We start from the raw sequence: 26,494 nt of genomic DNA on the forward strand, positions 1-26,494 counted from the left end.
GGACACTAGGCCCCGGAGGGACTCAGTGGGTGGCGGCGGGCCGCGCGGATGACCACCAGCCCGGCAAGGCCCACGAGCAGCGCCGTGTAATTCGCCAGCGCCAACAGCGTGGCGGACAGGCTGAGGCGGTCACTCGGTGCATCCAGATTGGCCAGCAACACCGCATACTCCACCACATGGCTCAGCCCGGCCACTACGAACAGCCCGCGAACCCAGCGGCCGGTCTTGCGTTCACGGACACCAGGGCGGTCCACCAGCAGATGATTGGTGAGCAGGATCAGCAAAATGGTATAAAGGGCCGCAAACAGGAAGCCGCTCCACAGCGAGGCCTGGGCCCAGACGGATTCGCCCCAGCTTGCCACGATGGCCGCGGCGCCCTCGCCGGTGGTGGCCAGCTGAAAGCTCAGCATGCCCTGGGGGGCGGCACTGGTCTGCAGGGGTTGATTGAATCCCACTTGGGCAACGAGTATGACGGCGGTGATGCCACCAACCCACCGGATGCCGGGGGGGATGGGTTTTCTGGCGATGTCGTTCATGACAGAAATTGCTCCAGCACACTGTTCAGGTACTGCCGTCCCAGGGCGGTGGCTTGCAGGCGGTTGGGCTCCAGCAGTTCCTGATCCCTCAGGTCAGCAAGTATTGCAGCAATGACTGTCAGGGGTAAACCCGTACGGGCCGTGAACAACGACTCATCCACACCCTGCTGCAATCGCAGAGCATTCATCATGAACTCCACGGGGCGTTCGTCCCTTTCCACCGACTGGGCTCCGGCAGTGCGACTGCCAATGCGCGCCAGATAGGCGTCGGGCTGTCGGGTTTTCCAGTAGCGGCGGATAGTGCCGTCAACCAGCGATACCTTGCCGTGAGCACCGGCCCCGATGGCCAGGTAATCCCCGAAAGTCCAGTAATTCAGGTTGTGGCGAGACGCCATGCCCGGCCGGGCCCAGGCGGACACCTCGTAGTCCCGGAAGCCAGCGGCGAGCAGCCTCTCCCGTCCGGCCTGCCATATGGCCCAGAGGTCATCGTCTTCAGGCAGGGCCGGGGGCCGGCTGTAGAATTCGGTGTTGGGTTCCAGGGTCAGTTGGTACCAGGACAGGTGCGGTGGCTGCCAGCTGAGGGCGGTGTTCAGATCTGCCAGGGCCTGTTCCGGGGTCTGGCCCGGCAGGCCGTGCATCAGGTCCAGGTTGAAGTTGCTGAACCCGGCGTTCAGCGCCGCTTCTATGGCCCGGTGAGCGTCGTTGTCGTCATGAATGCGACCGAGTTTTTTCAGATGTTCCGGCTGGAAACTCTGAACGCCGATGGAAAGCCGGTTTATTCCGGCTTCACGAAAACCATGGAAACGCTTCTGTTCAACAGTGCCGGGATTGGCCTCCAGGGTGATTTCCGCATCCGGACTGAACGTGAGCTGCTCACGGAGCTTCCGGAACAGGGTCCGGTAGAAGTCCGGGGACATCAGTGAAGGGGTCCCGCCTCCGATAAAGACGGTCTCGACTGGCCGATCGCGAGCCAGCTCAAGGTCGTGCTGGAGATCTTCCAGCAGGGCGTCGAGGTAGGCCTGCTCAGGCAGCTCACCGCTGAACGCATGGGAGTTGAAGTCGCAGTAGGGACACTTGCGAACACACCAGGGTACGTGGATGTAGAGCCCCAGGGGTGGGCAAGGGCTGCCCGGGACGGCTTCGTCTGCGGTAGCCATCAGCGGGTGCCCAGCTGCTCCACCAGCAGGCGCAGGGCACGCCCGCGGTGGCTCACGCTGCTTTTCTGCTCGCGGGTCAGTTCGGCGGCGCTGCAGCCGAACTCGGGAGCGAAGAAGACCGGATCATAGCCAAAGCCGCCTTTACCGCGGGGGTGTTCGAGTATCCGCCCCGGCCAGCGGCCATGGCAGATGACCGGGGTGGGGTCTTCCGCGTGGCGCAGGTACACCAGCACACAGTGAAACTGCGCGGAACGGTCGGCCTCCGGCACCTCCCTCAGGGCCGCCAGCAGTGCCTGTACGTTGTCTTCGTCGCTGGCGCCGGCTCCGGCGTATCGGGCCGAGCGTACGCCGGGTTGTCCACCGAGGGCGTCCACCGCCAGGCCGGAATCGTCCGCCAGGGCGGGCAACCCGGTTTCCAGGGCGGCATGGCGGGCCTTGATCAGGGCGTTCTCGACAAAGGTGACGGCCGGTTCCTCGGCCTCGCCAACCCCCAGCTCGCCCTGGGCCACCGGCTGCAGGCCCAGCGGCGCCAGCAGCTCCCCCAGTTCCCGCAGCTTGCCCTGGTTGTTGCTGGCGAGGACGAGTTGGCGTGTCACAGTGCCTCCGTTGTCAGGATCAGTCATTGAACAGAGCCTGGGAAAAGCGCACCGGCATTTCCCGGTCGTGGCCGCTTGGGCGGGCGGTGATCTGGAAGGTCATCAGTTCACCGCCGGTGTACTGATACTCGGCGATGAAGTAGACCGCATCCCCTTCCTGAATCCGTCGAAACGCCAGGAACTTCGCCTGGCGGACATCATTGAGAACCTGACCTTCCACCTGGCCGGGCACGGTGTTCAGGGAACCGTCATCACTGCGCTTCATAATGGCAATGTTGACAACACCGATGCCCCGGCTGCGGTTGAGGTTATTGGCGGCAGCGACCTCCGGGCTGAGAAACGTGCTGGGAAAGACGTTGTAGTGGATTTCGTAGTCACCAAAGCGGACCTGTTTGTCGTCGGCCAGTGCCGGAGCGGCAAGACCGGCAAGGGCGAGGCAGAGCAGCATCAGCAGGGTAATGGGCTTCATGGTCAGTCTCCCCGGGTAATTCGGTAAATGGCAATCTGGCCCAGCATGTTTGGCCACAGGCGGCTGAGCCAGCGGTCCTGGTGTTCACCGTCCACCACGGTGCGGTTGCAGATGCGGAAATTCTTCTCCCTGCACAGGGCCTCAAAATCCCTGAAGGTACACAGGTGGATGTTGGGCGTGTTGTACCACTTGTGGGGCAGGGTTTCCGACTCCGGCATCCGGCCACGGGACATCAGATACCAGCGCAGGCGCCAGTAAGCGAAGTTGGGGAAGGTCACAATGCCTTCCCGGCCGAGCCGCATCATTTCGTCCAGCACGATATCCGGCCGTCTTACCGCCTGCAGGGCCTGGGTCATGAGTACTGTGTCGAAGCTGTCATCATCAAAGTTGGACAGGCCCTGGGTGTCAAGGTTCTGTTCGATGACCGCCACACCCTTGTTCATGCACTCGGTGATGTGGTCCGGGTTGATTTCCAGCCCAAAGCCGGTGGTCTGTCGCTCCTGCTGAAGGTAATGGAGCAGGGTGCCGTCGCCGCATCCCAGGTCGAGTATATGGCTGCCGGGACTGATCCATTGCTGAATGATTTCCAGGTCGGCTCTCATGCACCCACCTCCCGGGCCACGCGGGCCATATAGGTACTGAATATGGCGTTATACCGGGGCGTCGGGATCAGGAACGCGTCGTGGCCCCAGGGGGCATCTATCTCAGCATAGCTGACCTTGCGCCGGGCGGCGATCATGGCATTGACCAGTTCTTCCGAGCGGGCCGGGGTAAAGCGCCAGTCGGTACTGAAGGACAGGACCAGGAACTCACAGCGTGCCTGTGCCATCGCCTTGACCAGGTCATTGTCGGTCTCATAGGCCGGGTCGAAATAGTCCAGGGCGCGGGTCATCAGCAGGTAGGTGTTGGCGTCAAAGGTCTCCGAGAAGCGTTCGCCCTGGTAGCGCAGGTAACTTTCCACCTGGAACTCGGCGTCGTAGCCGAACTGGTAGGCCTGTTCACGCAGCTCACGGCCGAACTTCTCACCCATGGAGGCATCGGACAGGTAGGTGATGTGGCCCACCATGCGGGCCAGCATGAGGCCCCGCCGGGGCAGGGTGTTGTGTTCGTAGTAGCGGCCACCGTGGAAGTCGCTGTCGGAGGTGATGGCCCGCCGGGCCACTTCGTTGAAAGCAATGTTCTGGGCCGTCAGCCGCGGTGTTGAGGCAATGACCACTGCGTGCTTCAGGCGATCAGGATGACTGATGCTCCATTGCAGTGCCTGCATACCCCCCAGGGATCCGCCCACTACCGCAGCCCAGCAGTCGATACCCAGCCGGTCGGCCAGTACCGCCTGGCTGTTGACCCAGTCCTGTACGGTCACTACCGGGAAATCCGGGCCGTAGAGTTCGCCGGTCTCCGGGTTCACGGTATTGGGGCCGGTGCTGCCATGGCAGCCCCCCAGGTTGTTGATGCTGACCACGAAGAAACGGTCGGTGTCGATGGGCTTGCCGGGGCCGATGCAGGCATCCCACCAGCCCGGCTTGCGGTCATCCGTAGAGTGATAGCCGGCGGCGTGGTGGTGGCCGCTGAGCGCATGGCAGATCAGCACCGCATTGGTGCAGTGCTGGTTCAGGGTCCCATAGGTCTCCACTACCAGATCCCAGCTTTTCAGGGTCTGGCCACAGGCGAGCTGCAACGGCTCGTCGAAGTGAAGGGTTTGCGGGGTAACCAGGCCCACAGAATCCGAAGGCAGGGAATCGGGCATCGACGCGGTGGAATCCTTGATTGGTCATCGTTCGTCGTAAATCCAGCCGTAACCGGGCTGGCACAGGTCATGCAGTTTAAAGGGGGGGCGTCGGAGCTGCAACCGGCCCGGGGGGGAGAGGTTGGCAGTGCCGGGGCAGAGGGTTCAGGCAACGCTCCGGGAGTCCCCGCACTGTCGACGGTTATTGTTCAGGCAATGCCGGAGATATTGACCACTTTCTGCTGGCTGAGTGTCGGTGCCGGTCGGCGGATCTGGCGCTGCATGGCGTCGGCCAGCTCCAGCTGACGGCGCAGGTCGCTGATGGTATTGGTCAGTCGTTCGCGTTCGGCCTTGCTGTCACGGTCGTGGCGGACCATGTCGCGGATACGGCGCACCTGGTGTTCCAGCAACTGCTTCTGCTCCATGGAGAACTGCATGATGGGCAGCAGTGCCTCCCCCGGCCAGCGCTCCACGTCACGGCGGACGCGCTCGTGAAGTGTGCGGGCCTCGGTGACCATCACCTGGAAGAAACGGCGGATCAGCCACTTCTGCTCTCGCAGCAGGTTGCCCGGGGCACGGCGGAAACGGGTGGCCCGTTTACGCAGCTCGCGAATGGCGATGACGTGGCGCCCGGCCCGCAGGGGGATAGGCTCCAGGTGCCGGCCGCGGGTGTCCTCGTTATAGCGGCGGTAGATGGCCTCCACCATGCGCTCCGCCAGACGCCCCTCAGCCAGGAGATTCTGCAGGTCGCCTTCCAGCAATTCGAAGAAGTGGTCCATGGCCTGGCTCATGCCGGCCGATGTCCAGCTTTTGCTCATCATCTGGCGAACGGTGGCGGCATGGGCATTGAAGCGGGACTCACTGACCATGTTCGTCAGGATATCCCCCTGGGACTGCATCAGCCGACGACTGGAGCGCAGGGTAATCAGTTTGCGGTAGTAAAAATCGTAATCGGTCTGGGCCCGGTCCGCCAGGCGGCGCAGGGCTTCACGGTCCACGGCCTGGCCGGAGCAGGCCCGCCGCTCTTCTTCCAGGCTGAGCAGGCGGGCCTGCATGGCAGCCTGGCTGTTCTGCAACATGCCCAGCAGGTCATTGATCAGGCTCTGGGTGATCAGCTCTTCTTTCTGGCGGAGAATGCGGTCGATCAGCAATCGTTCCAGTCGCGGCAGCTGGCTGCGGTCCAGCAGGCTGCTGTCGTCCCTGGCCTTGGCGGTCAGGCCCTGCTTGGCGGAAATGGGGATAACCTCGTCGTCCCGCAGGCCCAGCTGGCTGGTTGTATTGTGCCGCACCCGCTCAATGCTCTCCTGCACCTCCCGTTGGGGCCGAAGCTCGTCCCACAGGGAGTCGATCTTGTTCAGCACCGCAAACCGGCCGGCCCGGTGGTCGGCATCCTCTGTGTCGATGTGTTCCTTCCAGATGGCCATGTCACTGGCGGTAACACCCGTGTCAGCACTTAGCAGGAACAGGATGGCGTGGGCCGAGGGCAGCAGGCTGACGGTCAGCTCCGGCTCCGATCCGAGGGCATTGAGTCCTGGCGTATCGAGAATCCGCAGGCCCCGTTCGAACAGCGGGTGGCGAATGCTGATGCGGGCGCTGCGCCACGCCGGGATCAGCACCTGGCCGGGATTCTGTGTATCTGTTTCCAGCATGGACTCGCTGAAGCCATAGTGACGGGCTTCCTGGGGACTGACGCTACGTACCCGTGCGACTTCCCCCAGTACTGCACGCATGGTCTCCGGGTCGTCCTCGCTGAGCTCGTGACGGACCCAGTGCTCAGGGTGGCGCCGCAGCTCCTGCAGGGAAAGATCGCCTTCGCGGGTCTCGATGGGAAGTAGCTGAAGATAGTTGCTGCCGGTGGCACGGTCGAAGAAAAGTTCAGTGGGGCACATGGTGGTGCGGCCCACCTCCGAGGGCAGCATGCGCTGACCGTACTCGGCGAAGAACAGGGCGTTGATCAGTTCGGTCTTGCCCCGGGAGTACTCCCCGACAAAGGCGATGGTGAGCTCGTCTTCGATCAGTAGCTCCACGCCCCGGCGGATGCGCTCGCTGACATCCTCCGAATAGAGGTCATTGTCCTGCAGCCAGAGTCGGTAGCGGCTGATCTGCCGGATGAGTTCCTTCTTCCACTGATGGTAGGCTTCAACCTGGTTCGCCAGGATGGCTGGTCCGTTCATGGTACTGACCCTGTTCGCTGCTCGCCCGGGTTTCCGTTCCGGAAAGGTTCAGGCGGGTGCTGGGTGGAGTTGGCGCTATGACAGAAAGATCAGCCTAGGGTATGTCGATTTTGTTGTCAGGTCTGTTAACGGGATCACAGGAGCCATGGAGGGGGCGGTTCCTGTGATCCGGTGTCGGTGGTCAGTGAGCCGGGGGGGGTCAGACCGGCAGGCCCACGGCCGCTCCCAGGTGGTCTACCATCACCCGCAACACGTTGAGGATCAGGAATACGAAGATGGGTGACAGGTCCAAGCCGCCGAGGGGCGGAACAATATTGCGGACCGGACGCATGACCGGCTCGGTGATCTGTGCAACCAGCATGATGGCTGGGTGGTTACTCTGGGGTGCCACCCAACTGATAATCACCACCGCCAGTATCGCCCAGAAGTAGATCTCGATGATCAGGCCCAGTACATGGACCCCGGCCCATGCCAGCAGGGCAATGGGGTTAAGACCGGTCAGCGGGAAGCCGCTGGCAACCCAGAGCAGGGTGAAGAACAGGGCACTCACCAGGATCGCCAGAACCAGTGACGCGCCGTCGACGCCGCCAATACCCGGTATGACCCGGCGCAGAGGGCGCAGGGGTGGATTGGTCGCCTTTACCACAAACTGGGAAATGGGATTGTAGAAGTCAGCCCTCGCCAGCTGCAGCAGAAATCGGAGCAGGACCAGCGTGAGGTAGAACATGGCCACAAACTGCAGCACGGTGATAAAGATGTCAGCGAGCATTGGAGCGTTGTCTCCGTTATGAACAATGTATGGATTGAGCGTGTCAGCTGTCAGGATCAGCCAGTTCTTTCGCCATCTCCCGCGAGCGGGTCATCGCAGCCTTGTAGGCCTTCTCCACCAGCGCGCGCATGCCGCCGTCCTCGAAGGTCAGCACGGCCTGTTCTGTGGTGCCACCCGGAGACATGACATTACGCTTGAGCTGCGCCGGGTCGTGTTCGCTGCGCGCGGCCATTTCAGCGGCGCCGGCCATGGTCTGGATCGCCAGCGCCCGGGCAGTATCCGCTTCAATGCCGGCTTCGGTAGCGGCGGCTTCCAGCGACTCGAGCATCAGGAAGAAGTAGGCCGGGCCACTGCCGGACAGGGCGGTGACCGCATGCAGCATTTCTTCGTCATCCAGCCAGAGTGCCTTGCCGATGCTGTTGAAAATGGATTCGACGGTCTTTTTCTGGTCGTCGGTCACGGCATCGTTGGCATAGAGGCCCGCCGCCCCCTTGCCCACCAGCGACGGCGTGTTGGGCATCACCCGGACCAGCGGCAGACCGCCACCGAGCCACTCGTCCAGGGTCGCGGAGGTCAGGCCGGCGGCAATGGACACCATCAGGGGGCGGGTATTCTGGACTACCGGGGCGATATCGCGGCAAACATCCGCCATTATCTGTGGCTTGACCGCCAGGATCACCACATCCGCCTGTTGCGCACAGTAGCGGTTGTCGGTGGTAACGCTCACCCCGAACTTGCGGCGGATGGTCTGCAGGTGCTCATCGTCCGGGGCGCTGGCCCAGATGCTGCCGGCGCGGAAACCGCTGTCCAGCATGCCGCCAATAATGGCGCTGGCCATGTTGCCGGCGCCGATAAAGCCAATCGTCGGTGAAGTACTCACAGTTCACTCCGCATCAGAAAGTTGTGATGGCAAATCATACCAGCTAAATCCTGCGCTTACTTCCAGGGGCGCGGCAAGCTGGCCCTGTCCGAAACGGGTTGCCCGGTAATCCAGACCCGGAAAGGTCAGTGCTGGTAGTCCCGGGGCCCGAACAGGGCGGTACCCACCCGCACCAGGGTTGCCCCCTCGGCAATGGCCAGTTCCAGGTCACCGGACATACCCATGGACAGGGTATCCAGCGAGCCGCCTACGTCGGGATTGCCTCGCAGACTGTCCAGCGCTTTTGCAAGGCGCTGAAAACTCTCCCTCAGGCTGTCTTGTGGCTGGTCCGGATCCGGTATGGCCATCAGCCCCCTCAGGTTGAGGTTAGGCAATCCGCTCATGGCGACTGCCAGCCCGGCCAGATCGTCCGGATGGCAGCCGGACTTGCTTTCCTCCTGATCGATATTGACCTGCAGGCAAATGTTCAGGGGCGGCTTGTCTCCCGGGCGTTGCTCGCTGAGCCGGCGGGCGATCTTGAGCCGGTCCACGCTGTGCACCCACTGGAAATTCTCGGCAATGGCCCGGGTCTTGTTGGACTGGATGGGGCCGATGAAGTGCCACTCCAGTTCTGGCAAGTCATGCAGGGCCTCGATCTTGTCCAGGGCCTCCTGCAGGTAGTTCTCACCGAAGGCCTGCTGTCCGGCGGCGGCTGCCAGGCGCAGATCCTCGGCCGGTCGGGTCTTGCTGACTGCGAGCAAACGCACACTCCCGGCAGCGCGTCCCGCCGCCTCTGTTGCTTTTTGTATGCGTCGGGTTACGCTCCGGATGTTGTCTGCTATGCTGCTCATAGTATTTTTCTGACTGCCGCTGGCTGTGCTGATAAGGGGCTCACGTTAACCCCGGGGTTGGAAAAAACCAAGCGGGCCAGGGCATAAAAGAACCGCCTTCCGAGGAACCCTATGGATATTACCGAACTTCTGGCCTTCTCGGCCAAACAGGGCGCGTCTGACCTGCACCTGTCCGCCGGGCTGCCACCCATGATTCGTGTCGATGGCGATGTACGCCGGATCAACCTTCCGCCCATGGAGCATAAGGAAGTCCACGGACTGATCTATGACATCATGAACGACAAGCAGCGGAAGGACTACGAGGAGTTCCTGGAAACCGACTTTTCCTTCGAAGTGCCCGGTGTGGCCCGTTTCCGGGTTAACGCCTTCAATCAGAACCGCGGTGCCGGTGCGGTCTTCCGGACCATTCCCTCGAAAGTGCTTACCATGGAAGATCTGGGCATGGGCCAGGTTTTCAAGGACATCGCTTCCGTTCCCCGCGGCCTGGTGCTGGTGACCGGGCCCACGGGTTCCGGTAAGTCCACCACACTGGCGGCCATGCTCGACTACATCAACGACAGCCGCTACGAGCACGTGCTGACCATCGAAGATCCCATCGAATTCGTTCACGAGTCCAAGAAGTGTCTGGTGAACCAGCGGGAAGTGCACCGGGATACCCTGGGCTTTAACGAGGCCCTGCGCTCGGCCCTGCGGGAAGACCCCGACATTATTCTGGTGGGTGAGCTGCGAGACCTGGAGACCATCCGCCTTGCCCTGACCGCCGCTGAAACCGGTCACCTGGTATTTGGCACCCTGCACACCACCTCCGCTGCCAAGACCATTGACCGGGTGGTGGACGTATTCCCGGCGGAAGAAAAGTCCATGGTCCGCTCCATGCTCTCCGAGTCCCTGCAGGCCGTGGTCTCCCAGACCCTGATGAAAAAAATGGGCGGTGGCCGGATAGCGGCACATGAAATCATGATCGGGACCGCAGCAATTCGTAACCTGATCCGCGAAGATAAGGTGGCCCAGATGTACTCCGCCATCCAGACCGGCGGCTCCCTGGGCATGCAGACCCTGGATCAGTGCCTGCAACGGCTCTTGCAGAAGGGCCTGATCAGCCGCGAGGCGGCCCGGGCCAAGGCCAAGATTCCCGACAACTTCTGATCCGGACTATCGGGCGTCGCTCAACGGTTGGGCGGCGCAGGCAAACCTGACTGAAACGCTGGAAGTACTCCCATGGAATTTGAAAAACTGCTGCGGCTGATGGTGGAAAAGGGCGGCTCTGACCTGTTTATTACCGCCGGGGTTCCGCCGAGCATGAAGGTCAACGGCAAGGTACTGCCCGTCACCAAGAACGCCCTGACGCCGGAGCAGACCCGGGAGTTCGTCTATGGCGCCATGAACTCCAAGCAACAGGCGGAGTTCGAGGAGAGCCACGAGTGCAACTTTGCCATCAGTGCCCGGGGCATCGGCCGGTTCCGGGTCAGCGCCTTCTTCCAGCGCAACCTGTGTGGCATGGTGCTGCGGCGCATCGAGACCAAGATTCCCCAGGTGGATGATCTGGGCCTGCCGGACATCGTCAAGGACCTGGCCATGACCAAGCGGGGCCTGATCATCTTCGTGGGGGCCACCGGTACCGGTAAGTCCACCTCGCTGGCGGCCATGCTGGGGCACCGCAACCGCAACAGCCGTGGTCACATTATCTCCATCGAGGACCCCATCGAGTTTGTTCACCAGCACCAGGGTTGCATCGTCACCCAGCGTGAGGTGGGTATTGACACAGACAGCTTCGAGACGGCCCTGAAGAACACCCTGCGGCAGGCGCCGGACGTTATCCTGATCGGTGAGATCCGGACCCGGGAGACCATGCAGTACGCCGTGCAGTTTGCGGAAACCGGTCACCTGTGCCTGGCCACCCTGCACGCCAACAACGCCAACCAGGCCCTGGACCGGATTATCCAGTTTTTCAATCCGGACCAGCACAACCAGACCTGGATGGACCTGTCCCTGAACCTCAAGGCCATTGTTGCCCAGCAGCTGATCCCGACGCCGGACGGCAAGGGCCGGCGGGCGGTTATCGAGGTATTGATCAACACCCCGCTGGTAGCCGATATGATCCGCAAGGGTGAGGTGCACAAGCTCAAGGAGCTGATGACCAAGTCCACCGAGTCGGGTATGCAGACCTTCGACCAGGCCCTGTACAGCCTTTATTCGGAAGGGGCAATCACCTACGAGGATGCCCTGGCCCATGCCGACTCTGCCAACGATCTGCGCCTGATGATCAAGCTGGGCGCGGATGCCAAAGGCTCCGATCAGCTGTCAAACACGGTCGACAAGCTGTCCATCCAGAACGACTGAGTCAGCGGTGAGGGTGACAGGAAAAGGGGGAGCCGCGGCTTTCCCCCGGTACATTATCGACCTTAGTGTGCCTCGTCCCAGTTATCGCCGACGCCGGCTTCTACCAGTAGTGGCACCTTCAGCTCTGCGGCACCGGACATTCGTTCCTCAAGGCCCCGGCAGATTACCTCCAGCGCGGATTCCTTCACCTCAAGGATCAGTTCGTCGTGGACCTGCATCACCATGCGGGCGTCGTCAGAATGCTCGGCCAGCAACCAGTCTTCCACCGTGACCATGGCCCGTTTGATGATGTCCGCCGCCGTTCCCTGCATGGGGGCGTTGATGGCCGTGCGTTCGGCGGCCTGCTGCATCTGTTTGTTGCGGGCGTTGATTTCCGGCAGGTACAGGCGGCGGCCTGCCAGGGTTTCCACAAACCCATCGTCATGTGCCTGCTTGCGGATACGGTCCATGTACTCCAGCACGCCGGGGTAGCGCTGGAAGTAGCGGTCGATGTAGTCCTGGGCGGTTTTGCGGTCCACCTCCAGCTGGCGGGCAAGGCCAAAGGCTGACATGCCGTAGATCAGGCCGAAGTTGATGGCCTTGGCGCTGCGGCGCTGATCGGGGGTAACGTCATCAACCGTTGCTCCGAATACTTCGGCGGCTGTCGCGCGATGGATGTCTTCACCCCGCTCGAAGGCCCCGAGCAGGCCCTTGTCGCCGGACAGGTGGGCCATGATCCGCAGCTCGATCTGTGAATAATCCGCTGCAACCAGCTTGTAGCCTTCAGGCGCCGTAAAGGCCTGTCGAATACGCCGGCCCTGCTCGGTGCGCACCGGAATGTTTTGCAGGTTGGGCTCGGAGGACGACAGGCGGCCGGTCGCCGTCACCGCCTGATGGTATGAGGTATGGACGCGTCCGGTGTGGGGGCTGATCAGCTCCGGCAAGGTATCTGTGTAGGTGGACTTGAGCTTGCTCAGGCTGCGGTGCTCCAGGATCAGCCGTGGCAGCCGGTGCTCATGGGCCAGTTCCTGCAGCACTGGCTCGGCGGTAGACGGTGCCCCCTTGGGTGTCTTCTTGATGACTGGCAGGCCCATCCTGTCGTAGAAAATCGCCTGTAGCTGCTTGGTGGAGCCCAGATTGAAGCTTTCACCAGCCTCCTCGTGGGCTTCCTGCTCCAGCTCGGCCATGCGCTCGGCCAGCTCCTGGCTGTGCTGGCGCAAGGTAGAGGCGTTGATCAGGGCGCCGCGTTGCTCCATGCGGGACAACACCGGTACAAGGGGCAGGTCGATGTCCCGGTAGACGGCGTCCAGGCGCCCGGTTTCCCTGAGCTGGGGGCGCAGTACCTGGTGCAGTCGCAGAGTGATATCGGCATCCTCGGCGGCGTATTCCGCAGCCTGCTCCAGGTCAACCTGGTTGAAGGTGAGCTGCTTTGCCCCCTTGCCGGCAATATCCTCGAAGCTGATGGTCTTCTCGCCCAGGTATTTCAGCGCCAGGCTGTTCATGTCGTGGCGGGTAGCGGTGGAATTGAGCACGTAGGACTCCAGCATGGTGTCCTCGGCGATGCCCTCCAGGCAGATGCCATGGTTGGCAAGTACATTCTTGTCATACTTCAGGTTCTGGCCCACCTTGCTGCGCTTCGGGTCTTCCAGCAACGGTTTCAGCCTTGCGAGGGTCGCATCCCTGTCCAGCTGGTCCGGTGCACCCATATAATCGTGGGCCAGGGGCAGGTAGGCGGCCTTGCCGGGTTCAATTGCGAAGGAAACGCCAACCACCTCGGCTTCGCTATACCGGAGACTGGTGGTCTCTGTGTCGAAAGCGAACAGTTCTGCCTTGCCCAGTTCATTCAGCCAGGCATCCAGCTGCTCTTCAGTGAGAATGGTTTCGTACTGGCGTTCCGGTGGTGCGGCCGATTCATCAGCGGTGGTATCAGTCTTCGTTGTTCCTTCACCCGAGTATTCGGCAATCCAGGCCTTGAACTCGTATTCCTGGAACAGTTTCAGCAGCTGCTCCCGGTGTTCCGGCTCCGGCGATACCTGCTCAATACCAAAATGCAGGTCCACGTCGGTGCGGATGGTGGCCAGTTCCCGGCTCAGGGGCAGGTGTTCCAGCGCATCCCGCAGGTTGTCACCAATCTTGCCCTTGATCTCGCCGGCGTGGGCCATGAGATTGTCCAGGTCGCCGTATTGCTGTAGCCATTTGACGGCCGTTTTCGGACCGCACTTGGTCACGCCGGGGATGTTATCCACGGTGTCGCCCACCAGCGCCAGGTAGTCCACGATCTGTTCCGGTGCGATGCCGAACTTTTCCACCACCCCGTCCCGGTCCATGCGGGTCTCCGTCATGGTGTTGATCAGCGTAACGTGATCACTCACCAGTTGGGCCATGTCCTTGTCACCGGTGGAGATCACAACGTCCACCCCCTTGGCTGTGGCTTCCGTGGCAAGGGTTCCGATCACATCGTCCGCTTCCACTTCAGGAATGATCAGCAGGGGCAGTCCCATGGCTTCCACGATTTCGTGGATGGGTTTGATCTGAACCGCCAGATCTTCCGGCATTGGCGGCCGGTTGGCCTTGTATGCTTCGTAGAGTTCATGACGGAAAGTCTTGCCCTTGGCATCGAACACCACCACCACTTTTGAGCCCGGAAAGTCCTGTTCCAGGCGTCGCAACATGCTGATCACCCCCTTGATGGCCCCGGTGGGGTGGCCCTTGCTGGTAGTCAGCGGAGGCAAGGCATGGAATGCCCGGAACAGGTAGGAGGAACCATCGACAAGGACAACGGGGGGCGTCTTGGTTTGACTCATGGCAAGGGGAATCCGGAATCTGTTGAAGGTTTGGGTGGCTTGTGCAACGCTTTTGACTGGGTGCCGTATCAGCGGCCCATCTGAACACAGAGGTTACCATGAAACCAGTCGTCATCTCGCTGTTGGCTCTTTGTCTCGCAGCTCCCTTAACGGTTCTGGCGCAGGATGGGAGCAGCTCACCCCTGGATGAAAAACCGCAGTTGCCGGATGAGCCTGTGGTGATTCCGGAGTATGAGCCAGAGACAGATGGCTCCGCGATCATCATCCGGCCCGGCGAGGACGTGGTGTACTACGAGTATCGCGTCAATGGCCAGTTGCGGGAGATCAAGGTGGTGCCGGACGTGGGTCCAGCCTATTACCTGGTGCCCGCTGATGGGGGCGGCTGGATCAGGGAGGACGAGACCTCCCTGCTTGTTCCCAGCTGGGTACTGTTTCGCTGGTAGCGACTGCGGGCTCTGCGGAGGAGCCCCGGGACATTAGATCAGGTCCACGGTGACCGGCTCTGACCGGCGGCTTTCCATACCATTGATATCGACAGTGCTGACAGCGAATTCGTAGGCCCCGGGATCGAATTCGTCCAGGGTCAGGCTGTCGGTGTCCGGCCCTTCCAGCTCCAGGGACAGAAATCTGTCCTGGTGTCGCAACCGGTAGTACACCCTGTAGCCGCTGATTTCACCCGGATAGAGCTTGCTGCCGTCTTCCCGGCTCATCGGGCTGTCCCAGTGCAGGACCGGGCGCCCCGCCACCGCCCCGGTGTCATCCTGGCCGCGCTGTTCCGTTGCTGTTCCGGGCTCGTCATCCGTTGGTCGGTCAGGGTCGGCATGGTCACCGCTGGCGGCACCAGGTCCTTCCCCTTCCGGCACGGGTACCGGTAATGGGGCAGCCAGAATCGGATTTTCGATTTCCGGCCCCCTGTCCGGTTCCTGTGCAGGCTGAACGTATTTCTGGCTGGCAGAGTTTCCGACGTCGTCGTTAAACGCGTCCCGGGTTTCCCGGGCTGCCGGATCAGCGACGCTGCCGCCTGCCACATCGTTGCCGGCTGAACTGTTGTCTCCGCACCCGGCAAGCACCAGGGTCAGGGCAATGAGCAGATTCCGGGAAGTCGACGTCTGGTATGAAGACATCATGGCAATCCTCGCATTGATTTTTATGTCACCTGCTGGTTCAGAGCCGTCTGAGGGAATGCCAGGCAGGCTTTTCGGAATCGGGAAGTCGGCCCCCCGGGATGCCACTGCGCAAAAACGATGGCGCGATTATGGGGAAGGGCGCTTAGCTCGCAAGTGACTATTTGGTAAATTGCCACAGGTCTCACCAAATGCCTGTGTGGGGGTGGCCTGAATCACCTTCCGGTGCGCAACGGGATTAGTGTGAATACTCTAACTTATCTCCCTATCCTGATCGGGTGATGGTCGGGAGTACCTTCCCGCCTGTATTTTTTCGTCAGAGAGAATTTCACCGAACCCGAAGGGAGGGTCGTTATGAGCAAGCTCAAAACCTGGCAGGAACAGCTTCAGGACATGGTAGACAAGGGCATTGATGCCGCTGAGAAGGCGCAGAAGCACCTGGCGGCCAAACCTTTTGACGCGGCGGAAAAACTGGAAAGCGAAGTGCGCCAGTACCGGGTGAAGAACCTGCGCAAGCGCTACAACGGGGCCAGCGGTGCCGTCTTTGATCAGTTACGTACCTTCAACAGCCGGGTCGGCAGTTTCGCTGGTGACCTGGTGGCGCGCCTGGACAAGGAGACCGCCGATACCGCCCGTGCCGTGAGCAAGACCGCAGATGAGGTGGCCGAGGAAGTGTCATCCTCCGCGAAGTCCACGGCAACCAGAGTGTCCGGCAAGGCCCAGAAAGGTGCCAACCGGGTTTCCCGCGGTGCCCAGTCCACAGCGTCGGATGTCTCGAAAACCGCCAGGAGCACCGGCAAGCAGGTTTCGAAAGCGGCCGATGAGACCAGCAAGGCGGCAGCCTCTGGCAGCAGAACGACGGCCAGGTCCGGCGGGAGGACCAGCAAGTCAGGTCCGGGCAGTAACACCTCGGGGACGCCCCGGGCTTCGTCCACCGGGTCCTCTTCCGGTTCCGATAATGCCAGCAAGGGTGCGAGCGGCGAAAAAAGCACGGCCAGCGAAAAAAGCACGACCAACGCCTGACCGGTCAGCTGTCCGCTCCGGAAGTCATCGAGTCACCAACGCAAAGAGCCACCTCCAGGGGTGGCTCTTTCGTGCTCCCGGGAACGACGACTTTGCTTACCGGGCGCTGGCCTCGTCAGCCGCCTTCGGTGGCTCCAGGGGCAGGGTTCGCTGGTGTTCGGTGATGATCTCCAGGCGTTCGATATCCTTGAGGTACTGCTCGCGCATCTGACGAATTTCCTTTTCCTGGTTTTCAATTTCCTTCTCGATGTCCTGGATCTGGCCTTCCAGGCGATCGATCTTCTGCAACGTCATCTCCGGGATCTCCCGGCCGGAGCGCTCCAGGTTGGCTGCCCTGGACTGTTCGCTGTCCAGCTGGGACTCGATTACCGAAATGTTGCCGCGTTTGAGCTGGTTGAGCCCCTCCAGTTCACCGATCTTGCGGTGCAGGGCACGTACCGCGTCATCCGGGTGACTGTAGCGTCGCAGCAGGGCCCGGTCCTGTTCACGCTGGACCTCGGCCTGCTTCTGGCGGCGTTGTTCCTCTTCCCGGCGGCGAAGCTCTTCCTCAGTGGGCGCTGGCGCTACCCTGTCCACCACACGTCCCTGGCTGTTGAGGATTTCGTAGCCCCGGGTGGAGGCCTCCTGGGGGACAGTGTTGCTGATCACCAGCTGCCCGCTGTCATCCTTGTAGCGATACATCCTGGCGTCCGCCAGAGAAGCGAACACCAGACAGCTGGCGGCGATGAGGCAGGTTGTCAGTCTAGTGGCAGGCACCGGTCACACCCTTGTCGGTCAAGTGGCTTGTCTCATCATGTGTACAGTCCGGAAGCATACCAGATGCGTTTCCGGTTGCTTCGCTCTGTGTCACAGCATGGCCAGGCGTCAGAATTATCAGACGCCGTAACGGTCGCGGTAGGCTGTAATGGCCTCCGCATGGCGGGCGAACCCGGGCTTTGTCTGCAGGTATTCGAGTACCTGCTCCAGCCGGATAATGCTTATGACCGGTATGCCGTAGTTCTGTTCCACTTCCTGGATGGCAGACAGGTCGCCCTGGCCTCGCTCCTGGCGATCCAGGGCAATCAGAACCCCGGCGGGTGTCGCGCCGGCGGCCTCGATAATTGCCATGGACTCACGGATCGCGGTACCGGCAGTAATAACGTCATCAATGATCAGGACCCGGCCCTGCAACGGAGCGCCGACTATATTGCCGCCTTCGCCGTGGTCCTTGGCTTCCTTGCGGTTAAAGGCCCAGGGGCGGTTGTCGCCTTGCCTGGCCAGCGTCATGGCAGTGGTGGTGGCCAAGGGAATGCCCTTATAGGCGGGCCCGAAAATCATGTCATAATTCAGCCCACTACGGGTGAGGGCGGCGGCATAGGCTTCGCTCAGGCACAGCAGGTCGTTGCCGCTATTGAACAGGCCGGCATTGAAAAAGTAGGGGCTGGTGCGTCCCGACTTGAGAGTAAATTCACCGAAACGCAGGACGTCACGGTGGATGGCAAACTCGATAAAATCGCGCTGGTAGTCGTGCATGACAAGGCTTCTGGCGGGGTCTGGTTCTTTCAAAAACGTGTAAAACCGGTATCATACACCCAAACTGAATCAGGGAATACGTATGCGTGTAGTATCAATCAGCGTCAATGGCCTGGAACAGGCGATTGAAAAAGGCTTCTTTGACTGGATCGCCGACCAGGACGCCGACGTAATCTGTGTTCAGGACCACCGCATGCGGGTCTATGAAATTGAGGACCGCAACCTGATTCCCGAAGGTTACGAAGCCTACTTTATCGATGGCGAGCTCAACGAACACGGCGGCGTGGGCATTTACACCCGTCACTTTCCGAAGGCCATCATGTATGGCTTTGCCAGTGAGCAGGCAGATCGCGAGGGGCGCTTCATCCAGGCGGACTTTGATCGCGTCAGCGTAGCCAGCGTACTGGCGCCCTGTGCCCTTGGCCGGGAAGAAGAGCTGCTGGAAGACGAAAACGACCTGACCGTGCTTGATCACAAGGACGAGTTCATGGACGCTTTCGGGCTGCATATGCAGAAAACCCTGCGCAAGCGCCGCCAGTTCATTTTCTGCGCCAACCTGCAGACTGCCCATCACGTCACCGACGCCAGCCCCATCTATCACCAGCTGGACGTGTCCGGTTTTCTCCCCCACGAACGGGCTTTCCTCGATCGGCTGTTTGATGAGATGGGTGCCATCGACGCCTTTCGCGAGATCAACAAGCAGAGCAACCAGTTCACCTGGTGGCCGGAGTGGGACGGCGGAGAGCGCAAGAACGTGGGTATCCGTGCCGATTACCAGCTGCTGACTCCGGGGATTCGCAAGACCATCCGGGATGGCTGGATCGACGAAACCACCCGGTTCTCTGATCATGCTCCGCTGATCATGGATTACGATATCGATATCGGATTCTGAGGGAATGCCGTCCCCTGAAAATCAAAAAGCGCGCCGGGTTTCTCCCGCCGCGCTTTTTCTTTAGCTGGCCAATAGGCGGTTGGTTATTCCGCCAGCGCAGCCTTCTGAATCTCGAACAGCTGCTCAATACCCTGCTTCGCCAGTACCAGCATATTGTCCAGTTCTTCCTGCACGAAGGGCGCGCCCTCTGCCGTGCCCTGTATTTCGATAAATCCGCCCTGGTCCGTCATGATAACGTTCATGTCGGTTTCCGCGGTGGAGTCTTCCGGGTAGTCCAGGTCTACCACTGGGGTGCCCTGGTAGACCCCCACCGATAGTGCGGCCACCATCTGTTTCAGGGGAGATTGTTTCAGGCGGCCTTCCTTCACCAGAAAGTTCAGTGCGTCCACCAGGGCAACGCAGCCTCCGGTAATGGCGGCGGTTCGGGTACCGCCGTCCGCCTGGATAACATCGCAGTCGATGGTGATGGTGTGCTCGCCCAGTGCTTCCAGATCGACTGCGGCACGCAGGGAGCGGCCAATGAGTCGCTGGATTTCCACGGTACGACCCCCCTGTTTGCCCCGGGCGGCTTCCCGGCCCATGCGGCTGCCTGTGGAGCGCGGCAGCATGCCGTATTCGGCGGTTATCCAGCCCTGACCTTCGCCGCGGAGAAAGGGTGGTACCTTGTTTTCCACGGATGCGGTGCAGATGACGCGGGTGTCGCCGAACTCCACCAGCACGGAACCCTCCGCATGCCGGGTGAAGTGGCGGGTGAGCCGCACGTCTCTGAGCTGTTCGGGCTGTCTGCCGCTGGGTCGCATAGCTGATCCTTGTGAGTCCGGAAATGAACAGGGGCCGGATGGTAACGAGTGACGGCCACTGAAAAAAGGGGTCGCAGTATAACACGGGACGGCTGAGCCCGGCCTGCCGAACGGACACGGGATTTCCCGCCGGCCAAACTGGTAGACTGAAGCCGTATTCTACGGAAGAACTCTGGAGCCACCATGATCAGAAGTATGACAGCGTTTGCCCGCCAGCAGACACAGGCCGAGTGGGGCGTGCTGACCTGCGAGATACGCACGGTGAATCACCGTTACCTGGAGCCCTCTTTCCGCCTGCCTGAGGCGCTTCGGGAGCTGGAGAACGGCTTCCGGGAGCATCTGCGCAAGACCCTCGGCCGGGGCAAGGTGGATGTGGGCATGCGTCTGCAGTCTTCCGAAGATGCGGATACCGCCCTGATGGTGAACGACCGCCTGGCGGCGTCCCTGAATGAAGCCATCAACCACGTCAATCGCCTGCTGGATAACCCGGCCCATATCAGCGCCCTGGATATATTGCGCTGGCCCGGCGTACTCGACCGGGAAGAGCCGGATCTGAGTCCGATGAAGGCTGCTGCGGATGAGTTGTTCCGCCGCACCGTCGAGGAGCTGGTGCAGGTAAGGGAGCGTGAGGGAGAGCGCCTGCGGCCCCTGTTTGATGAGCGCCTGTCAGCCATGGCAGAACTGGTAGCCCGGGTGCGTGAGCGTATGCCTGCATTGATCAGTGCCCAGGAGCAGACCCTGCGGGAGCGTTTCCGTCAGGCCTCGGTGGAGCTGGACCCCGACCGGTTAAGCCAGGAAATGGTGATGCTGGCCCAGAAGTCCGATGTGGCGGAAGAAATGGACCGGCTGGAAGCCCACATCAGCGAGGTCCGGGAAACCCTCCAGCGCAGTGACGCCATCGGCCGCCGGCTGGACTTCCTGATGCAGGAGCTCAATCGGGAAGCCAACACCCTCAGCAGCAAGTCCATCGACGCCGAGGTCACCCGCGTGGCCGTGGACATGAAAGTGCTCATCGAGCAGATGAGAGAGCAGGTGCAGAACCTCGAGTAACACACACCGTAAGGGGCAGGCAGACCTGCCCATGCTGATCCGGCGCCTCAGTCCGCGGACGGCTTGATCGCCAGCAGATCGGTTCTCAGGTGGGTGAGCACTTTCTCGGCCGTATTGCCGATTACCATGGCCGCCAGGCCGGTCTTTCCGCTGGTGCCGATAACAACCATGTCGGCCTTGATCCGGTTGGCGACGCTGGGGATCACTTTCTGGGCCGGGCCAGAGACGATGTGGACGTGCTCCGGTTTCAGGTGCCAGGTATGGCAGAGGTGTTCAACCTGGGGTTTCAGGGCCGCTTTCCGCTTGCGGTCGCGGGCCTCGGTATCCACCAGGTCCATGTCAGCCAGGATTACGGAGGTGTGCAGTGCGTGCACCAGCTGCAGGTCGGTCTCCAGCGCATCAGCCAGTTGCCTTGCCTGGGCAATGATGCGGTGGTTCAGGGCCTTCTTTGCGGGCTTGTCGGAACCCAGGTCCACCGCGGCCAGTATCGGCCGGGCCCTGTTCCACTTGTTTTCTGCCACCAGCATGACAGGGGCAGGGCACTCGCGGATCAGGTGCCAGTCGGTCGGAGTGTACAGAAAGGTCTCGGACCGGTTCCCGGTCTTGATCACGGCATCCACCGGCGCCCTCGCACAGCGGCGGATAAGCCATTCATGGATCCGTTTCGTCCATACCGTGGTTGATTCAATCTCCAGGTCGTCACACGCACAGAGTGCCAGTACCTGCTCAAGCCAGCGCTGGCGCTGATCGGTGACGGCCTTTCTGGCGGCCTCCTGCGTCTCGGTTTCATCGGAGATGGCCTCCAGGTATTCGTGGGCGAAGGCGACTACTTCCAGGCTTGCCCCGGTGGCCCTGGCCAGTTCGATGCCCCGGCTCAGTGCCATCTGGTGTTTGTGCTCCGGGTCCATAACTATCAGCAGTTTTTTCATTCGGTGTTTCCGTCACTTGTCCGATGGTTTTCGGGAATGTTACCAGTTGCCGGCCACCCGGGATGCGGAGCCAGGTCAAACCCCGTATAATTTGCCGCTTTCTGGCCGGGACGCCCGGCCATAGAAAGTTCTCGGGAGTCAGTGAATCATGAGCCAGACCGGTGAGCAGGGTACCCTGTACGTGATCTCCGCGCCCTCCGGTGCCGGCAAGACCAGCCTGGTGGGAGAGATGATCCGGGCAGATGCCCGATTGGGCGTTTCTGTGTCCCATACCACTCGCCCCATGCGGCCCGGCGAGCAGGACGGTGTGAATTACCACTTCGTCTCTCGCGAAGCCTTCGAGGACATGATCCGCCGGGACGAGTTCCTGGAGCATGCCGATGTCTTTGGTAATTACTATGGCACCTCCCAGGTATGGGTCGAGCAGACGCTGGCTCAGGGGCGAGACGTCATCCTGGAAATTGACTGGCAGGGCGCCACCCAGGTGCGGCGGCTGATGCCGCATTGTGTCAGCATCTTTATTGTTCCCCCCTCCGCCGAGGTACTGCGGGAGCGCCTTGTGGGCCGGGGTACCGATGCGCCGGAGGTGGTGGAGCGTCGCCTGCGGGAGGCCGCGGAAGAGTGCCGCCATGCCCTGGAGTTTGATTACCTGGTGGTCAATGATGACTTTGCCGATGCGCTCAGTCAGTTGTTGTCCATCGTAACCTGTCAGCGCCTGCGGATGGACCGGCAGGAAGTCCGTCATGCTGGCCTGTTGTCATCTCTGATGGGCGGAGACGGCGGCTGAGCTGGCAACCCAGTCGCGCGGAGCCCTTTGAGCTGTGTACATTATGATCGCCCGGCGCTAAACTAGCCGGTCTGCTGAAATGTCCGGTTGTCCGGGCGCTGGAATTCACCTCCTAATCGTTACTCAGTCGGGGAAGATATGGCACGAGTTACCGTTGAAGATTGCCTGGAAAACGTCGACAACCGTTTCCAGCTGGTTATGCTGGCGACCAAGCGCGCCCGCCAGATTGCCACCAAGGGCTACGAGCCGCTGGTGCCGGAAGAGAACGACAAGCCGACGGTGATTGCGTTGCGTGAGATTGCCGAAGGCAAGGTCACCCGTGATCTGCTGCGCGAGGAAGAGGAAGACTGATTCCTCCAGGCTGCCGGCAACGCCGGGGGCCACAAAAAGACCATTGAATTTCGCCCCGATGGATTTATAGTGGAAAGGAGAGCGTGAATTATTTGCGCAGGCTTTCCCGGCGGGGTACAGGAAGAACCCGAATGTTCGCATTCGGGTTTTTTTATCTCCGCCCCCTGAATAATCTGATGGAGGCGCGGTGTCGCAAGAGGCTGCTGTTGCAGAGCGTGAACGGACGGTCGAAGACCTGACGACCACGCTTGGAGATTATCTGGATTCTGGCCGCATCAACCAGGTGCGCCGGGCCTACTATTATGCCGAACAGGCCCACGAAGGCCAGATGCGGCGCAGCGGCGAGCGATACATTACCCACCCCCTGGCGGTTGCCACCATTCTTGCGGAAATGAAGCTCGACCATCAGAGTCTGATGGCGGCCATGCTCCACGATGTTATCGAAGATACCGGCATTCCCAAGGACGCCCTGAGTGAGCAGTTTGGTGAGTCGGTAGCAGACCTGGTGGACGGCGTGTCCAAGCTGACCCAGATCGAGTTCCGCTCCCGTGCCGAGGCCCAGGCCGAGAACTTCCAGAAGATGACCCTGGCCATGGCCCGGGATATCCGCGTGATCATTGTCAAGCTGGCGGACCGGCTCCATAACATGCGCACCCTGGGCCCCATGCCCTATGAGAAGCGCCAGCGTATTGCCAACGAAACCCTGGATATCTACGCACCTATCGCAAACCGTCTCGGCATGCACCGCGTGTGTACCGAGCTGGAGGACCTGGGGTTTGCGTCCCTTTATCCCATGCGGGCGAAATACATCTCCAAGGCGGTATCCAAGCTGCGCGGCAGTCACCGGGAGATCATCGAAGACATTCGCGGCAAGCTGGAGGACAAGCTACAGGAACGCGGACTTCCAGGCCGCATCGTGGGGCGCGAGAAGCACCTGAATTCCATCTACAACAAGATGAAGTTCCGCCACAAATCCTTCCACGAGATCATGGACGTGTATGCGTTCCGGATCATCACCGACACCGAAGATGACTGCTACCGCATCCTCGGCGCGGTTCACAGCCTTTACAAGCCGCTGCCGGGGCGTTTCAAGGACTACATCGCCATGCCCAAGGCCAATGGCTATCAGTCCCTGCACACCACGCTGTTCGGCATGCATGTAAATATCGAGATCCAGATCCGTACCGAGGAAATGGAGCAGATCGCCAATGACGGCATTGCGGCTCACTGGATGTACAAGCATGACCAGTCACCGGTCAGCTCCGCCAATCAGAAGCGGGTGGATCGCTGGGTCCAGGGCCTGATGGAAATGCGCGAGCGGGCCGATGACTCCCTTGAGTTCATTGAACACGTCAAGACGGACCTGTTTCCGGATGAAATCTACGTATTCACTCCCAGGGGCAAGATTCTCGAGCTGCCCTCGGGTGCGACGCCGGTGGATTTCGCCTACGCCATCCATACCGATATCGGCAACGCCTGCGTCGCCTGTCGCATCAACCGAAACCTGGGCTCCCTGAGCCAGACCCTGCAAAGCGGCCAGACTGTGGAGGTCATTACAGCGCCCAATGCCCGGCCCAATCCGGCCTGGCTCAGCTTCGTGGTCACCGGCAAGGCACGCAGCAGTATCCGGCACGCGCTCAAGGTTCAGCGTCGCACCGAGTCGGTGGAGCTGGGCAAGACGCTGCTGAAGAAGTCCCTCCATGGCTTTGGCCAGAAGCTCTCCGAACTGGGCGATGAGCAGATCCGTTCGGTGGTCAGCCATAACCAGGTGGCCAGCTTCGATGACCTGCTGAGCGAGATTGGACTGGGCAACCGTATGGCGTACCTGATCGCCCGTCAGCTGGTGGCCGGTGAAACGGGTACCGAAACCAGTTCGCTTGATGTGGGCACGGTGGCCGAGGCGGGCGACCGCAAGGGTACCCCGGTCACCATCCGCGGCACGGAAGGCCTGCTGGTGCGCTTTGCCAGCTGCTGCAAGCCGATACCCGGCGATCCGGTGGTTGGGGTCATGGACTCCGGTCACGGCCTGGTGATTCATAGCGATACCTGCAGCCGGTTGCCGGAAAGCTCTGAAGACCGGGCTCACCTGACCCACCTGAAGTGGGCCAAGGACATCACCGACGAATTCTCGGTCGAGTTACGGGTGGAGCTGGAGCGCCAGCGGGGCGTGATTGCCGAAGTGGCCAATGCCGTTGCCATGGCGGATGGCAACATTGAGCGCATCAATGTGGAAGAGCAGAACGCCCGCCTGAGCATTGTCAGCCTGGTGGTCCACGTCAACGGCCGCCGTCACCTGGCACGGGTCATGCGCCGGGTGCGTAACATCCGCGCGGTTACCCATATAAGCCGCGTCCGAAACTGATTCCCGCAAACCATTGATTGCCGCCGGGGAGTATTGACAGCGTCATCGCCCCGGCGGCAGCATGTTCGTTTAACCGCAACGCAGGATTAACCTGACATGAGCAATAAATCCATTATCCAGACTGATGCCGCGCCGGAAGCCATCGGGACCTACTCCCAGGCCGTCAAGGCCGGCGATACCGTCTACCTCTCCGGTCAGATTCCCCTGGACCCGGAAACCATGGAAGTCGTCGCTGGCGATTTTGCGGACAAGACCCGCCGCGTATTCGAGAACCTGAAAGCCGTCTGCGAGGCCGCCGGTGGCGGTCTGCAGGACATCGTCAAACTGAATATCTACATGACCGACCTGGCAAACTTTGCCACCGTCAACGAAGTCATGGCCACCTATTTCCAGGAGCCATACCCGGCCCGTGCCGCCATCGGCGTTGCCGCCCTGCCCAAGGGTGTTCCGGTGGAGATGGATGCGGTGATGGTTATCAGCTGAGCCGTCCCCGCCTGATCGCCTCGATCATCGGGCGATAACCGCTACGAAAATCCGGGTAGGTGAACTCGAACCCTGTCGCCAGCAAGCGCCGGTTGTTGCAGCGCTTGCTGCCTCCGCGGCCGCCTCGCCGACCGTCACTGAGAGGGGGCTTGCAGGGCAGTTGCTGGCGAATCCAGGCCACCACCCTGTCCAGCCGAACCGGTTCGCAGTCACTGGCGAGATAGCAGTCATCCAGCGGTTTTCCCTCCAGTGCCTGATGCACCAGGTGGACGCAGGCTGCCATGGCGTCCTGCTCATGGATACGGTTAGTGTAGGGGCCCGGTGAATCCGGATTCAGCTCGCCTTCCATGACGGACTCCAGGAATCGCCCCCGCCCGGGCCCGTAAATTCCGCTGAAGCGTATAACGGTTGAGGGAACACCACTGGCCAGGGCCAGCCGCTCTCCTTCCAGGACCCGCTGGCCGCTGAACCGCCGGGGTGCGACCGGGCTGGTTTCGTCAACTTCCGAATCATCATCCTGGCCATAGACGCTGGTGCTGCTGATAAAGAACAGCCGTTTGAGATTGCTGGTGTCGGTTACCGCCAGCAGGTTGGCCAGGCCGTCCACGTAGGCGCCACGGTAACCTGCGTCGTCGTAGGTTGACGGGGTCAGGCAGTAGATCATGATATCCGGTGCCTCCGGCACGACCTTCGCCAGGGAGGCCCTGTCCATCAGGTCCGCCGGGGCAGGGTGTACCCCCTTGGGAATGGCGCTGGCGGTGCGGCGGATACCCCAGACTTCGGCGTTATGGGTCAGGGCGCTGGCAATGGCACCACCGAGGGCACCACAGCCGGCGACCAGAACATGGGGGCGGGGCTGGTCTGCAGAGATTGCCATAGTCTATTTCAATCCTTATGCTTGAGCCCATAAAGAGCAATTGG

27 protein-coding genes are annotated in these 26,494 nt (G+C 61.2%); 10 read left to right on the forward strand and 17 right to left on the reverse strand.

The features are described from left to right. Nucleotides 1–5: 5 nt before the first annotated feature. The 10 genes from ACESMZ_RS01490 to ACESMZ_RS01535 all read right to left on the reverse strand — a co-directional run bounded on the left by ACESMZ_RS01490 (nt 6) and on the right by ACESMZ_RS01535 (nt 9,137). Nucleotides 6–536 carry a hypothetical protein gene (locus ACESMZ_RS01490; protein ID WP_372958612.1) on the reverse strand — a complete coding sequence of 177 codons (531 nt, stop codon included), beginning with the start codon at nt 534–536 and terminating at the stop codon, nt 6–8. Further along, entirely contained in the window at nt 533–1,693 is a 1,161-nt protein-coding gene (hemW, locus tag ACESMZ_RS01495) for a radical SAM family heme chaperone HemW (protein WP_372958611.1), read from the reverse strand. Before hemW ends, ACESMZ_RS01490 begins: the two co-directional genes overlap by 4 nt. Continuing rightward, entirely contained in the window at nt 1,693–2,289 is a 597-nt protein-coding gene (rdgB, locus tag ACESMZ_RS01500) for an RdgB/HAM1 family non-canonical purine NTP pyrophosphatase (protein ID WP_372972105.1), read from the reverse strand. Before rdgB ends, hemW begins: the two co-directional genes overlap by 1 nt. Before the next feature lie 19 nt (nt 2,290–2,308). Beyond that, the gene (locus ACESMZ_RS01505; protein WP_372958609.1) at nt 2,309–2,758 is read right to left on the reverse strand and encodes a DUF4426 domain-containing protein; all 450 of its coding nucleotides are present in this window, start codon (nt 2,756–2,758) and stop codon (nt 2,309–2,311) included. A 2-nt stretch (nt 2,759–2,760) separates the two neighbouring features. Next, on the reverse strand, nt 2,761–3,360 hold the full coding sequence (gene metW, locus ACESMZ_RS01510) for a methionine biosynthesis protein MetW (protein ID WP_372958608.1): 600 nt from the start codon (nt 3,358–3,360) through the stop codon (nt 2,761–2,763). After that, nucleotides 3,357–4,505 carry a homoserine O-succinyltransferase MetX gene (locus ACESMZ_RS01515; RefSeq protein WP_372958607.1) on the reverse strand — a complete coding sequence of 383 codons (1,149 nt, stop codon included), beginning with the start codon at nt 4,503–4,505 and terminating at the stop codon, nt 3,357–3,359. Before ACESMZ_RS01515 ends, metW begins: the two co-directional genes overlap by 4 nt. 188 nt (nt 4,506–4,693) lie before the next feature. Continuing rightward, a complete protein-coding gene (locus ACESMZ_RS01520; protein ID WP_372972106.1) occupies nt 4,694–6,658 on the reverse strand; it encodes a dynamin family protein in 1,965 nt (654 codons plus the stop codon). 199 nt (nt 6,659–6,857) lie between these two features. After that, nucleotides 6,858–7,427 (reverse strand): YggT family protein, encoded by a 570-nt coding sequence (locus tag ACESMZ_RS01525; protein WP_372958605.1) that lies wholly within the window; start codon nt 7,425–7,427, stop codon nt 6,858–6,860. Between the two features lie 43 nt (nt 7,428–7,470). Next, nucleotides 7,471–8,307 carry a pyrroline-5-carboxylate reductase gene (gene proC, locus ACESMZ_RS01530; RefSeq protein ID WP_372958604.1) on the reverse strand — a complete coding sequence of 279 codons (837 nt, stop codon included), beginning with the start codon at nt 8,305–8,307 and terminating at the stop codon, nt 7,471–7,473. A 125-nt stretch (nt 8,308–8,432) separates the two neighbouring features. Next, the gene (locus ACESMZ_RS01535) at nt 8,433–9,137 is read right to left on the reverse strand and encodes a YggS family pyridoxal phosphate-dependent enzyme (RefSeq protein WP_372958603.1); all 705 of its coding nucleotides are present in this window, start codon (nt 9,135–9,137) and stop codon (nt 8,433–8,435) included. Nucleotides 9,138–9,248: 111 nt separating this feature from the next. On the opposite strand from ACESMZ_RS01535, the gene ACESMZ_RS01540 reads away from it, so the two are divergent. Continuing rightward, nucleotides 9,249–10,283: a type IV pilus twitching motility protein PilT gene (locus tag ACESMZ_RS01540; RefSeq protein WP_091852634.1), complete on the forward strand. Its 1,035-nt coding sequence runs from the start codon at nt 9,249–9,251 to the stop codon at nt 10,281–10,283. A gap of 72 nt (nt 10,284–10,355) precedes the next feature. Next, entirely contained in the window at nt 10,356–11,477 is a 1,122-nt protein-coding gene (locus tag ACESMZ_RS01545; RefSeq protein WP_372958602.1) for a PilT/PilU family type 4a pilus ATPase, read from the forward strand. A gap of 62 nt (nt 11,478–11,539) precedes the next feature. Here the strand turns inward: ACESMZ_RS01545 and polA are convergent, their stop codons facing one another. Then, the gene (gene polA / locus ACESMZ_RS01550; protein ID WP_372972107.1) at nt 11,540–14,260 is read right to left on the reverse strand and encodes a DNA polymerase I; all 2,721 of its coding nucleotides are present in this window, start codon (nt 14,258–14,260) and stop codon (nt 11,540–11,542) included. Nucleotides 14,261–14,358: 98 nt separating this feature from the next. Between polA and ACESMZ_RS01555 the strand changes: the two genes are divergently transcribed. Next, nucleotides 14,359–14,703 carry a DUF2782 domain-containing protein gene (locus tag ACESMZ_RS01555; protein WP_372958599.1) on the forward strand — a complete coding sequence of 115 codons (345 nt, stop codon included), beginning with the start codon at nt 14,359–14,361 and terminating at the stop codon, nt 14,701–14,703. 33 nt (nt 14,704–14,736) lie between these two features. Here ACESMZ_RS01555 and ACESMZ_RS01560 read toward each other — a convergent pair whose 3' ends face one another. Continuing rightward, nucleotides 14,737–15,387: a fibronectin type III domain-containing protein gene (locus ACESMZ_RS01560; RefSeq protein ID WP_372958598.1), complete on the reverse strand. Its 651-nt coding sequence runs from the start codon at nt 15,385–15,387 to the stop codon at nt 14,737–14,739. A 351-nt stretch (nt 15,388–15,738) separates the two neighbouring features. Between ACESMZ_RS01560 and ACESMZ_RS01565 the strand changes: the two genes are divergently transcribed. After that, the gene (locus ACESMZ_RS01565) at nt 15,739–16,407 is read left to right on the forward strand and encodes a hypothetical protein (RefSeq protein ID WP_372958597.1); all 669 of its coding nucleotides are present in this window, start codon (nt 15,739–15,741) and stop codon (nt 16,405–16,407) included. A 96-nt stretch (nt 16,408–16,503) separates the two neighbouring features. Here ACESMZ_RS01565 and ACESMZ_RS01570 read toward each other — a convergent pair whose 3' ends face one another. Next, complete coding sequence (locus ACESMZ_RS01570; RefSeq protein WP_372958596.1) at nt 16,504–17,163, reverse strand: DUF4124 domain-containing protein; 660 nt, start codon at nt 17,161–17,163, stop codon at nt 16,504–16,506. A gap of 117 nt (nt 17,164–17,280) precedes the next feature. Further along, nucleotides 17,281–17,919: an orotate phosphoribosyltransferase gene (pyrE, locus tag ACESMZ_RS01575; protein WP_372958595.1), complete on the reverse strand. Its 639-nt coding sequence runs from the start codon at nt 17,917–17,919 to the stop codon at nt 17,281–17,283. A gap of 82 nt (nt 17,920–18,001) precedes the next feature. Between pyrE and ACESMZ_RS01580 the strand changes: the two genes are divergently transcribed. Beyond that, nucleotides 18,002–18,811, forward strand: a complete 810-nt coding sequence (locus ACESMZ_RS01580) for an exodeoxyribonuclease III (RefSeq protein WP_372958594.1) — start codon at nt 18,002–18,004, stop codon at nt 18,809–18,811. 83 nt (nt 18,812–18,894) lie between these two features. Here the strand turns inward: ACESMZ_RS01580 and rph are convergent, their stop codons facing one another. Next, nucleotides 18,895–19,611 (reverse strand): ribonuclease PH, encoded by a 717-nt coding sequence (rph, locus tag ACESMZ_RS01585; RefSeq protein ID WP_372958593.1) that lies wholly within the window; start codon nt 19,609–19,611, stop codon nt 18,895–18,897. A gap of 183 nt (nt 19,612–19,794) precedes the next feature. Between rph and ACESMZ_RS01590 the strand changes: the two genes are divergently transcribed. Further along, on the forward strand, nt 19,795–20,661 hold the full coding sequence (locus tag ACESMZ_RS01590) for a YicC/YloC family endoribonuclease (protein ID WP_372972108.1): 867 nt from the start codon (nt 19,795–19,797) through the stop codon (nt 20,659–20,661). A gap of 47 nt (nt 20,662–20,708) precedes the next feature. Here ACESMZ_RS01590 and ACESMZ_RS01595 read toward each other — a convergent pair whose 3' ends face one another. Next, nucleotides 20,709–21,590 (reverse strand): universal stress protein, encoded by an 882-nt coding sequence (locus ACESMZ_RS01595; RefSeq protein WP_372958001.1) that lies wholly within the window; start codon nt 21,588–21,590, stop codon nt 20,709–20,711. A 148-nt stretch (nt 21,591–21,738) separates the two neighbouring features. On the opposite strand from ACESMZ_RS01595, the gene gmk reads away from it, so the two are divergent. The 4 genes from gmk to ACESMZ_RS01615 all read left to right on the forward strand — a co-directional run bounded on the left by gmk (nt 21,739) and on the right by ACESMZ_RS01615 (nt 25,573). Next, a complete protein-coding gene (gene gmk / locus ACESMZ_RS01600) occupies nt 21,739–22,377 on the forward strand; it encodes a guanylate kinase (protein ID WP_372958000.1) in 639 nt (212 codons plus the stop codon). Between the two features lie 138 nt (nt 22,378–22,515). Then, nucleotides 22,516–22,728: a DNA-directed RNA polymerase subunit omega gene (rpoZ, locus tag ACESMZ_RS01605; RefSeq protein WP_091852602.1), complete on the forward strand. Its 213-nt coding sequence runs from the start codon at nt 22,516–22,518 to the stop codon at nt 22,726–22,728. Between the two features lie 187 nt (nt 22,729–22,915). Further along, complete coding sequence (locus ACESMZ_RS01610) at nt 22,916–25,090, forward strand: RelA/SpoT family protein (RefSeq protein WP_372957999.1); 2,175 nt, start codon at nt 22,916–22,918, stop codon at nt 25,088–25,090. 96 nt (nt 25,091–25,186) lie between these two features. Next, nucleotides 25,187–25,573, forward strand: a complete 387-nt coding sequence (locus tag ACESMZ_RS01615; RefSeq protein WP_372957998.1) for a RidA family protein — start codon at nt 25,187–25,189, stop codon at nt 25,571–25,573. Here ACESMZ_RS01615 and ACESMZ_RS01620 read toward each other — a convergent pair. After that, the gene (locus tag ACESMZ_RS01620; RefSeq protein ID WP_372972109.1) at nt 25,566–26,450 is read right to left on the reverse strand and encodes an NAD-dependent epimerase/dehydratase family protein; all 885 of its coding nucleotides are present in this window, start codon (nt 26,448–26,450) and stop codon (nt 25,566–25,568) included. The two genes, ACESMZ_RS01615 and ACESMZ_RS01620, sit on opposite strands and share 8 nt — an antisense overlap. Between the last annotated feature and the right edge of the window lie 44 nt (nt 26,451–26,494).

The sequence above is a fragment of the Marinobacter sp. genome, assembly GCF_041690615.1.
Lineage (GTDB): Bacteria > Pseudomonadota > Gammaproteobacteria > Pseudomonadales > Oleiphilaceae > Marinobacter.

What these genes read in the sequence shown, in the direction of transcription:
- ACESMZ_RS01490 (WP_372958612.1), bottom strand. Translation starts at nt 536, where the DNA reads ATGAACGACATCGCCAGAAAACCCATCCCCCCCGGCATCCGGTGGGTT.
- hemW (WP_372958611.1), bottom strand. Translation starts at nt 1,693, where the DNA reads ATGGCTACCGCAGACGAAGCCGTCCCGGGCAGCCCTTGCCCACCCCTG.
- ACESMZ_RS01505 (WP_372958609.1), bottom strand. Translation starts at nt 2,758, where the DNA reads ATGAAGCCCATTACCCTGCTGATGCTGCTCTGCCTCGCCCTTGCCGGT.
- metW (WP_372958608.1), bottom strand. Translation starts at nt 3,360, where the DNA reads ATGAGAGCCGACCTGGAAATCATTCAGCAATGGATCAGTCCCGGCAGC.
- ACESMZ_RS01515 (WP_372958607.1), bottom strand. Translation starts at nt 4,505, where the DNA reads ATGCCCGATTCCCTGCCTTCGGATTCTGTGGGCCTGGTTACCCCGCAA.
- ACESMZ_RS01520 (WP_372972106.1), bottom strand. Translation starts at nt 6,658, where the DNA reads ATGAACGGACCAGCCATCCTGGCGAACCAGGTTGAAGCCTACCATCAG.
- ACESMZ_RS01525 (WP_372958605.1), bottom strand. Translation starts at nt 7,427, where the DNA reads ATGCTCGCTGACATCTTTATCACCGTGCTGCAGTTTGTGGCCATGTTC.
- ACESMZ_RS01535 (WP_372958603.1), bottom strand. Translation starts at nt 9,137, where the DNA reads ATGAGCAGCATAGCAGACAACATCCGGAGCGTAACCCGACGCATACAA.
- ACESMZ_RS01540 (WP_091852634.1), top strand. Translation starts at nt 9,249, where the DNA reads ATGGATATTACCGAACTTCTGGCCTTCTCGGCCAAACAGGGCGCGTCT.
- ACESMZ_RS01545 (WP_372958602.1), top strand. Translation starts at nt 10,356, where the DNA reads ATGGAATTTGAAAAACTGCTGCGGCTGATGGTGGAAAAGGGCGGCTCT.
- polA (WP_372972107.1), bottom strand. Translation starts at nt 14,260, where the DNA reads ATGAGTCAAACCAAGACGCCCCCCGTTGTCCTTGTCGATGGTTCCTCC.
- ACESMZ_RS01555 (WP_372958599.1), top strand. Translation starts at nt 14,359, where the DNA reads ATGAAACCAGTCGTCATCTCGCTGTTGGCTCTTTGTCTCGCAGCTCCC.
- ACESMZ_RS01560 (WP_372958598.1), bottom strand. Translation starts at nt 15,387, where the DNA reads ATGATGTCTTCATACCAGACGTCGACTTCCCGGAATCTGCTCATTGCC.
- ACESMZ_RS01565 (WP_372958597.1), top strand. Translation starts at nt 15,739, where the DNA reads ATGAGCAAGCTCAAAACCTGGCAGGAACAGCTTCAGGACATGGTAGAC.
- pyrE (WP_372958595.1), bottom strand. Translation starts at nt 17,919, where the DNA reads ATGCACGACTACCAGCGCGATTTTATCGAGTTTGCCATCCACCGTGAC.
- ACESMZ_RS01580 (WP_372958594.1), top strand. Translation starts at nt 18,002, where the DNA reads ATGCGTGTAGTATCAATCAGCGTCAATGGCCTGGAACAGGCGATTGAA.
- rph (WP_372958593.1), bottom strand. Translation starts at nt 19,611, where the DNA reads ATGCGACCCAGCGGCAGACAGCCCGAACAGCTCAGAGACGTGCGGCTC.
- ACESMZ_RS01590 (WP_372972108.1), top strand. Translation starts at nt 19,795, where the DNA reads ATGATCAGAAGTATGACAGCGTTTGCCCGCCAGCAGACACAGGCCGAG.
- ACESMZ_RS01595 (WP_372958001.1), bottom strand. Translation starts at nt 21,590, where the DNA reads ATGAAAAAACTGCTGATAGTTATGGACCCGGAGCACAAACACCAGATG.
- gmk (WP_372958000.1), top strand. Translation starts at nt 21,739, where the DNA reads ATGAGCCAGACCGGTGAGCAGGGTACCCTGTACGTGATCTCCGCGCCC.
- rpoZ (WP_091852602.1), top strand. Translation starts at nt 22,516, where the DNA reads ATGGCACGAGTTACCGTTGAAGATTGCCTGGAAAACGTCGACAACCGT.
- ACESMZ_RS01615 (WP_372957998.1), top strand. Translation starts at nt 25,187, where the DNA reads ATGAGCAATAAATCCATTATCCAGACTGATGCCGCGCCGGAAGCCATC.
- ACESMZ_RS01620 (WP_372972109.1), bottom strand. Translation starts at nt 26,450, where the DNA reads ATGGCAATCTCTGCAGACCAGCCCCGCCCCCATGTTCTGGTCGCCGGC.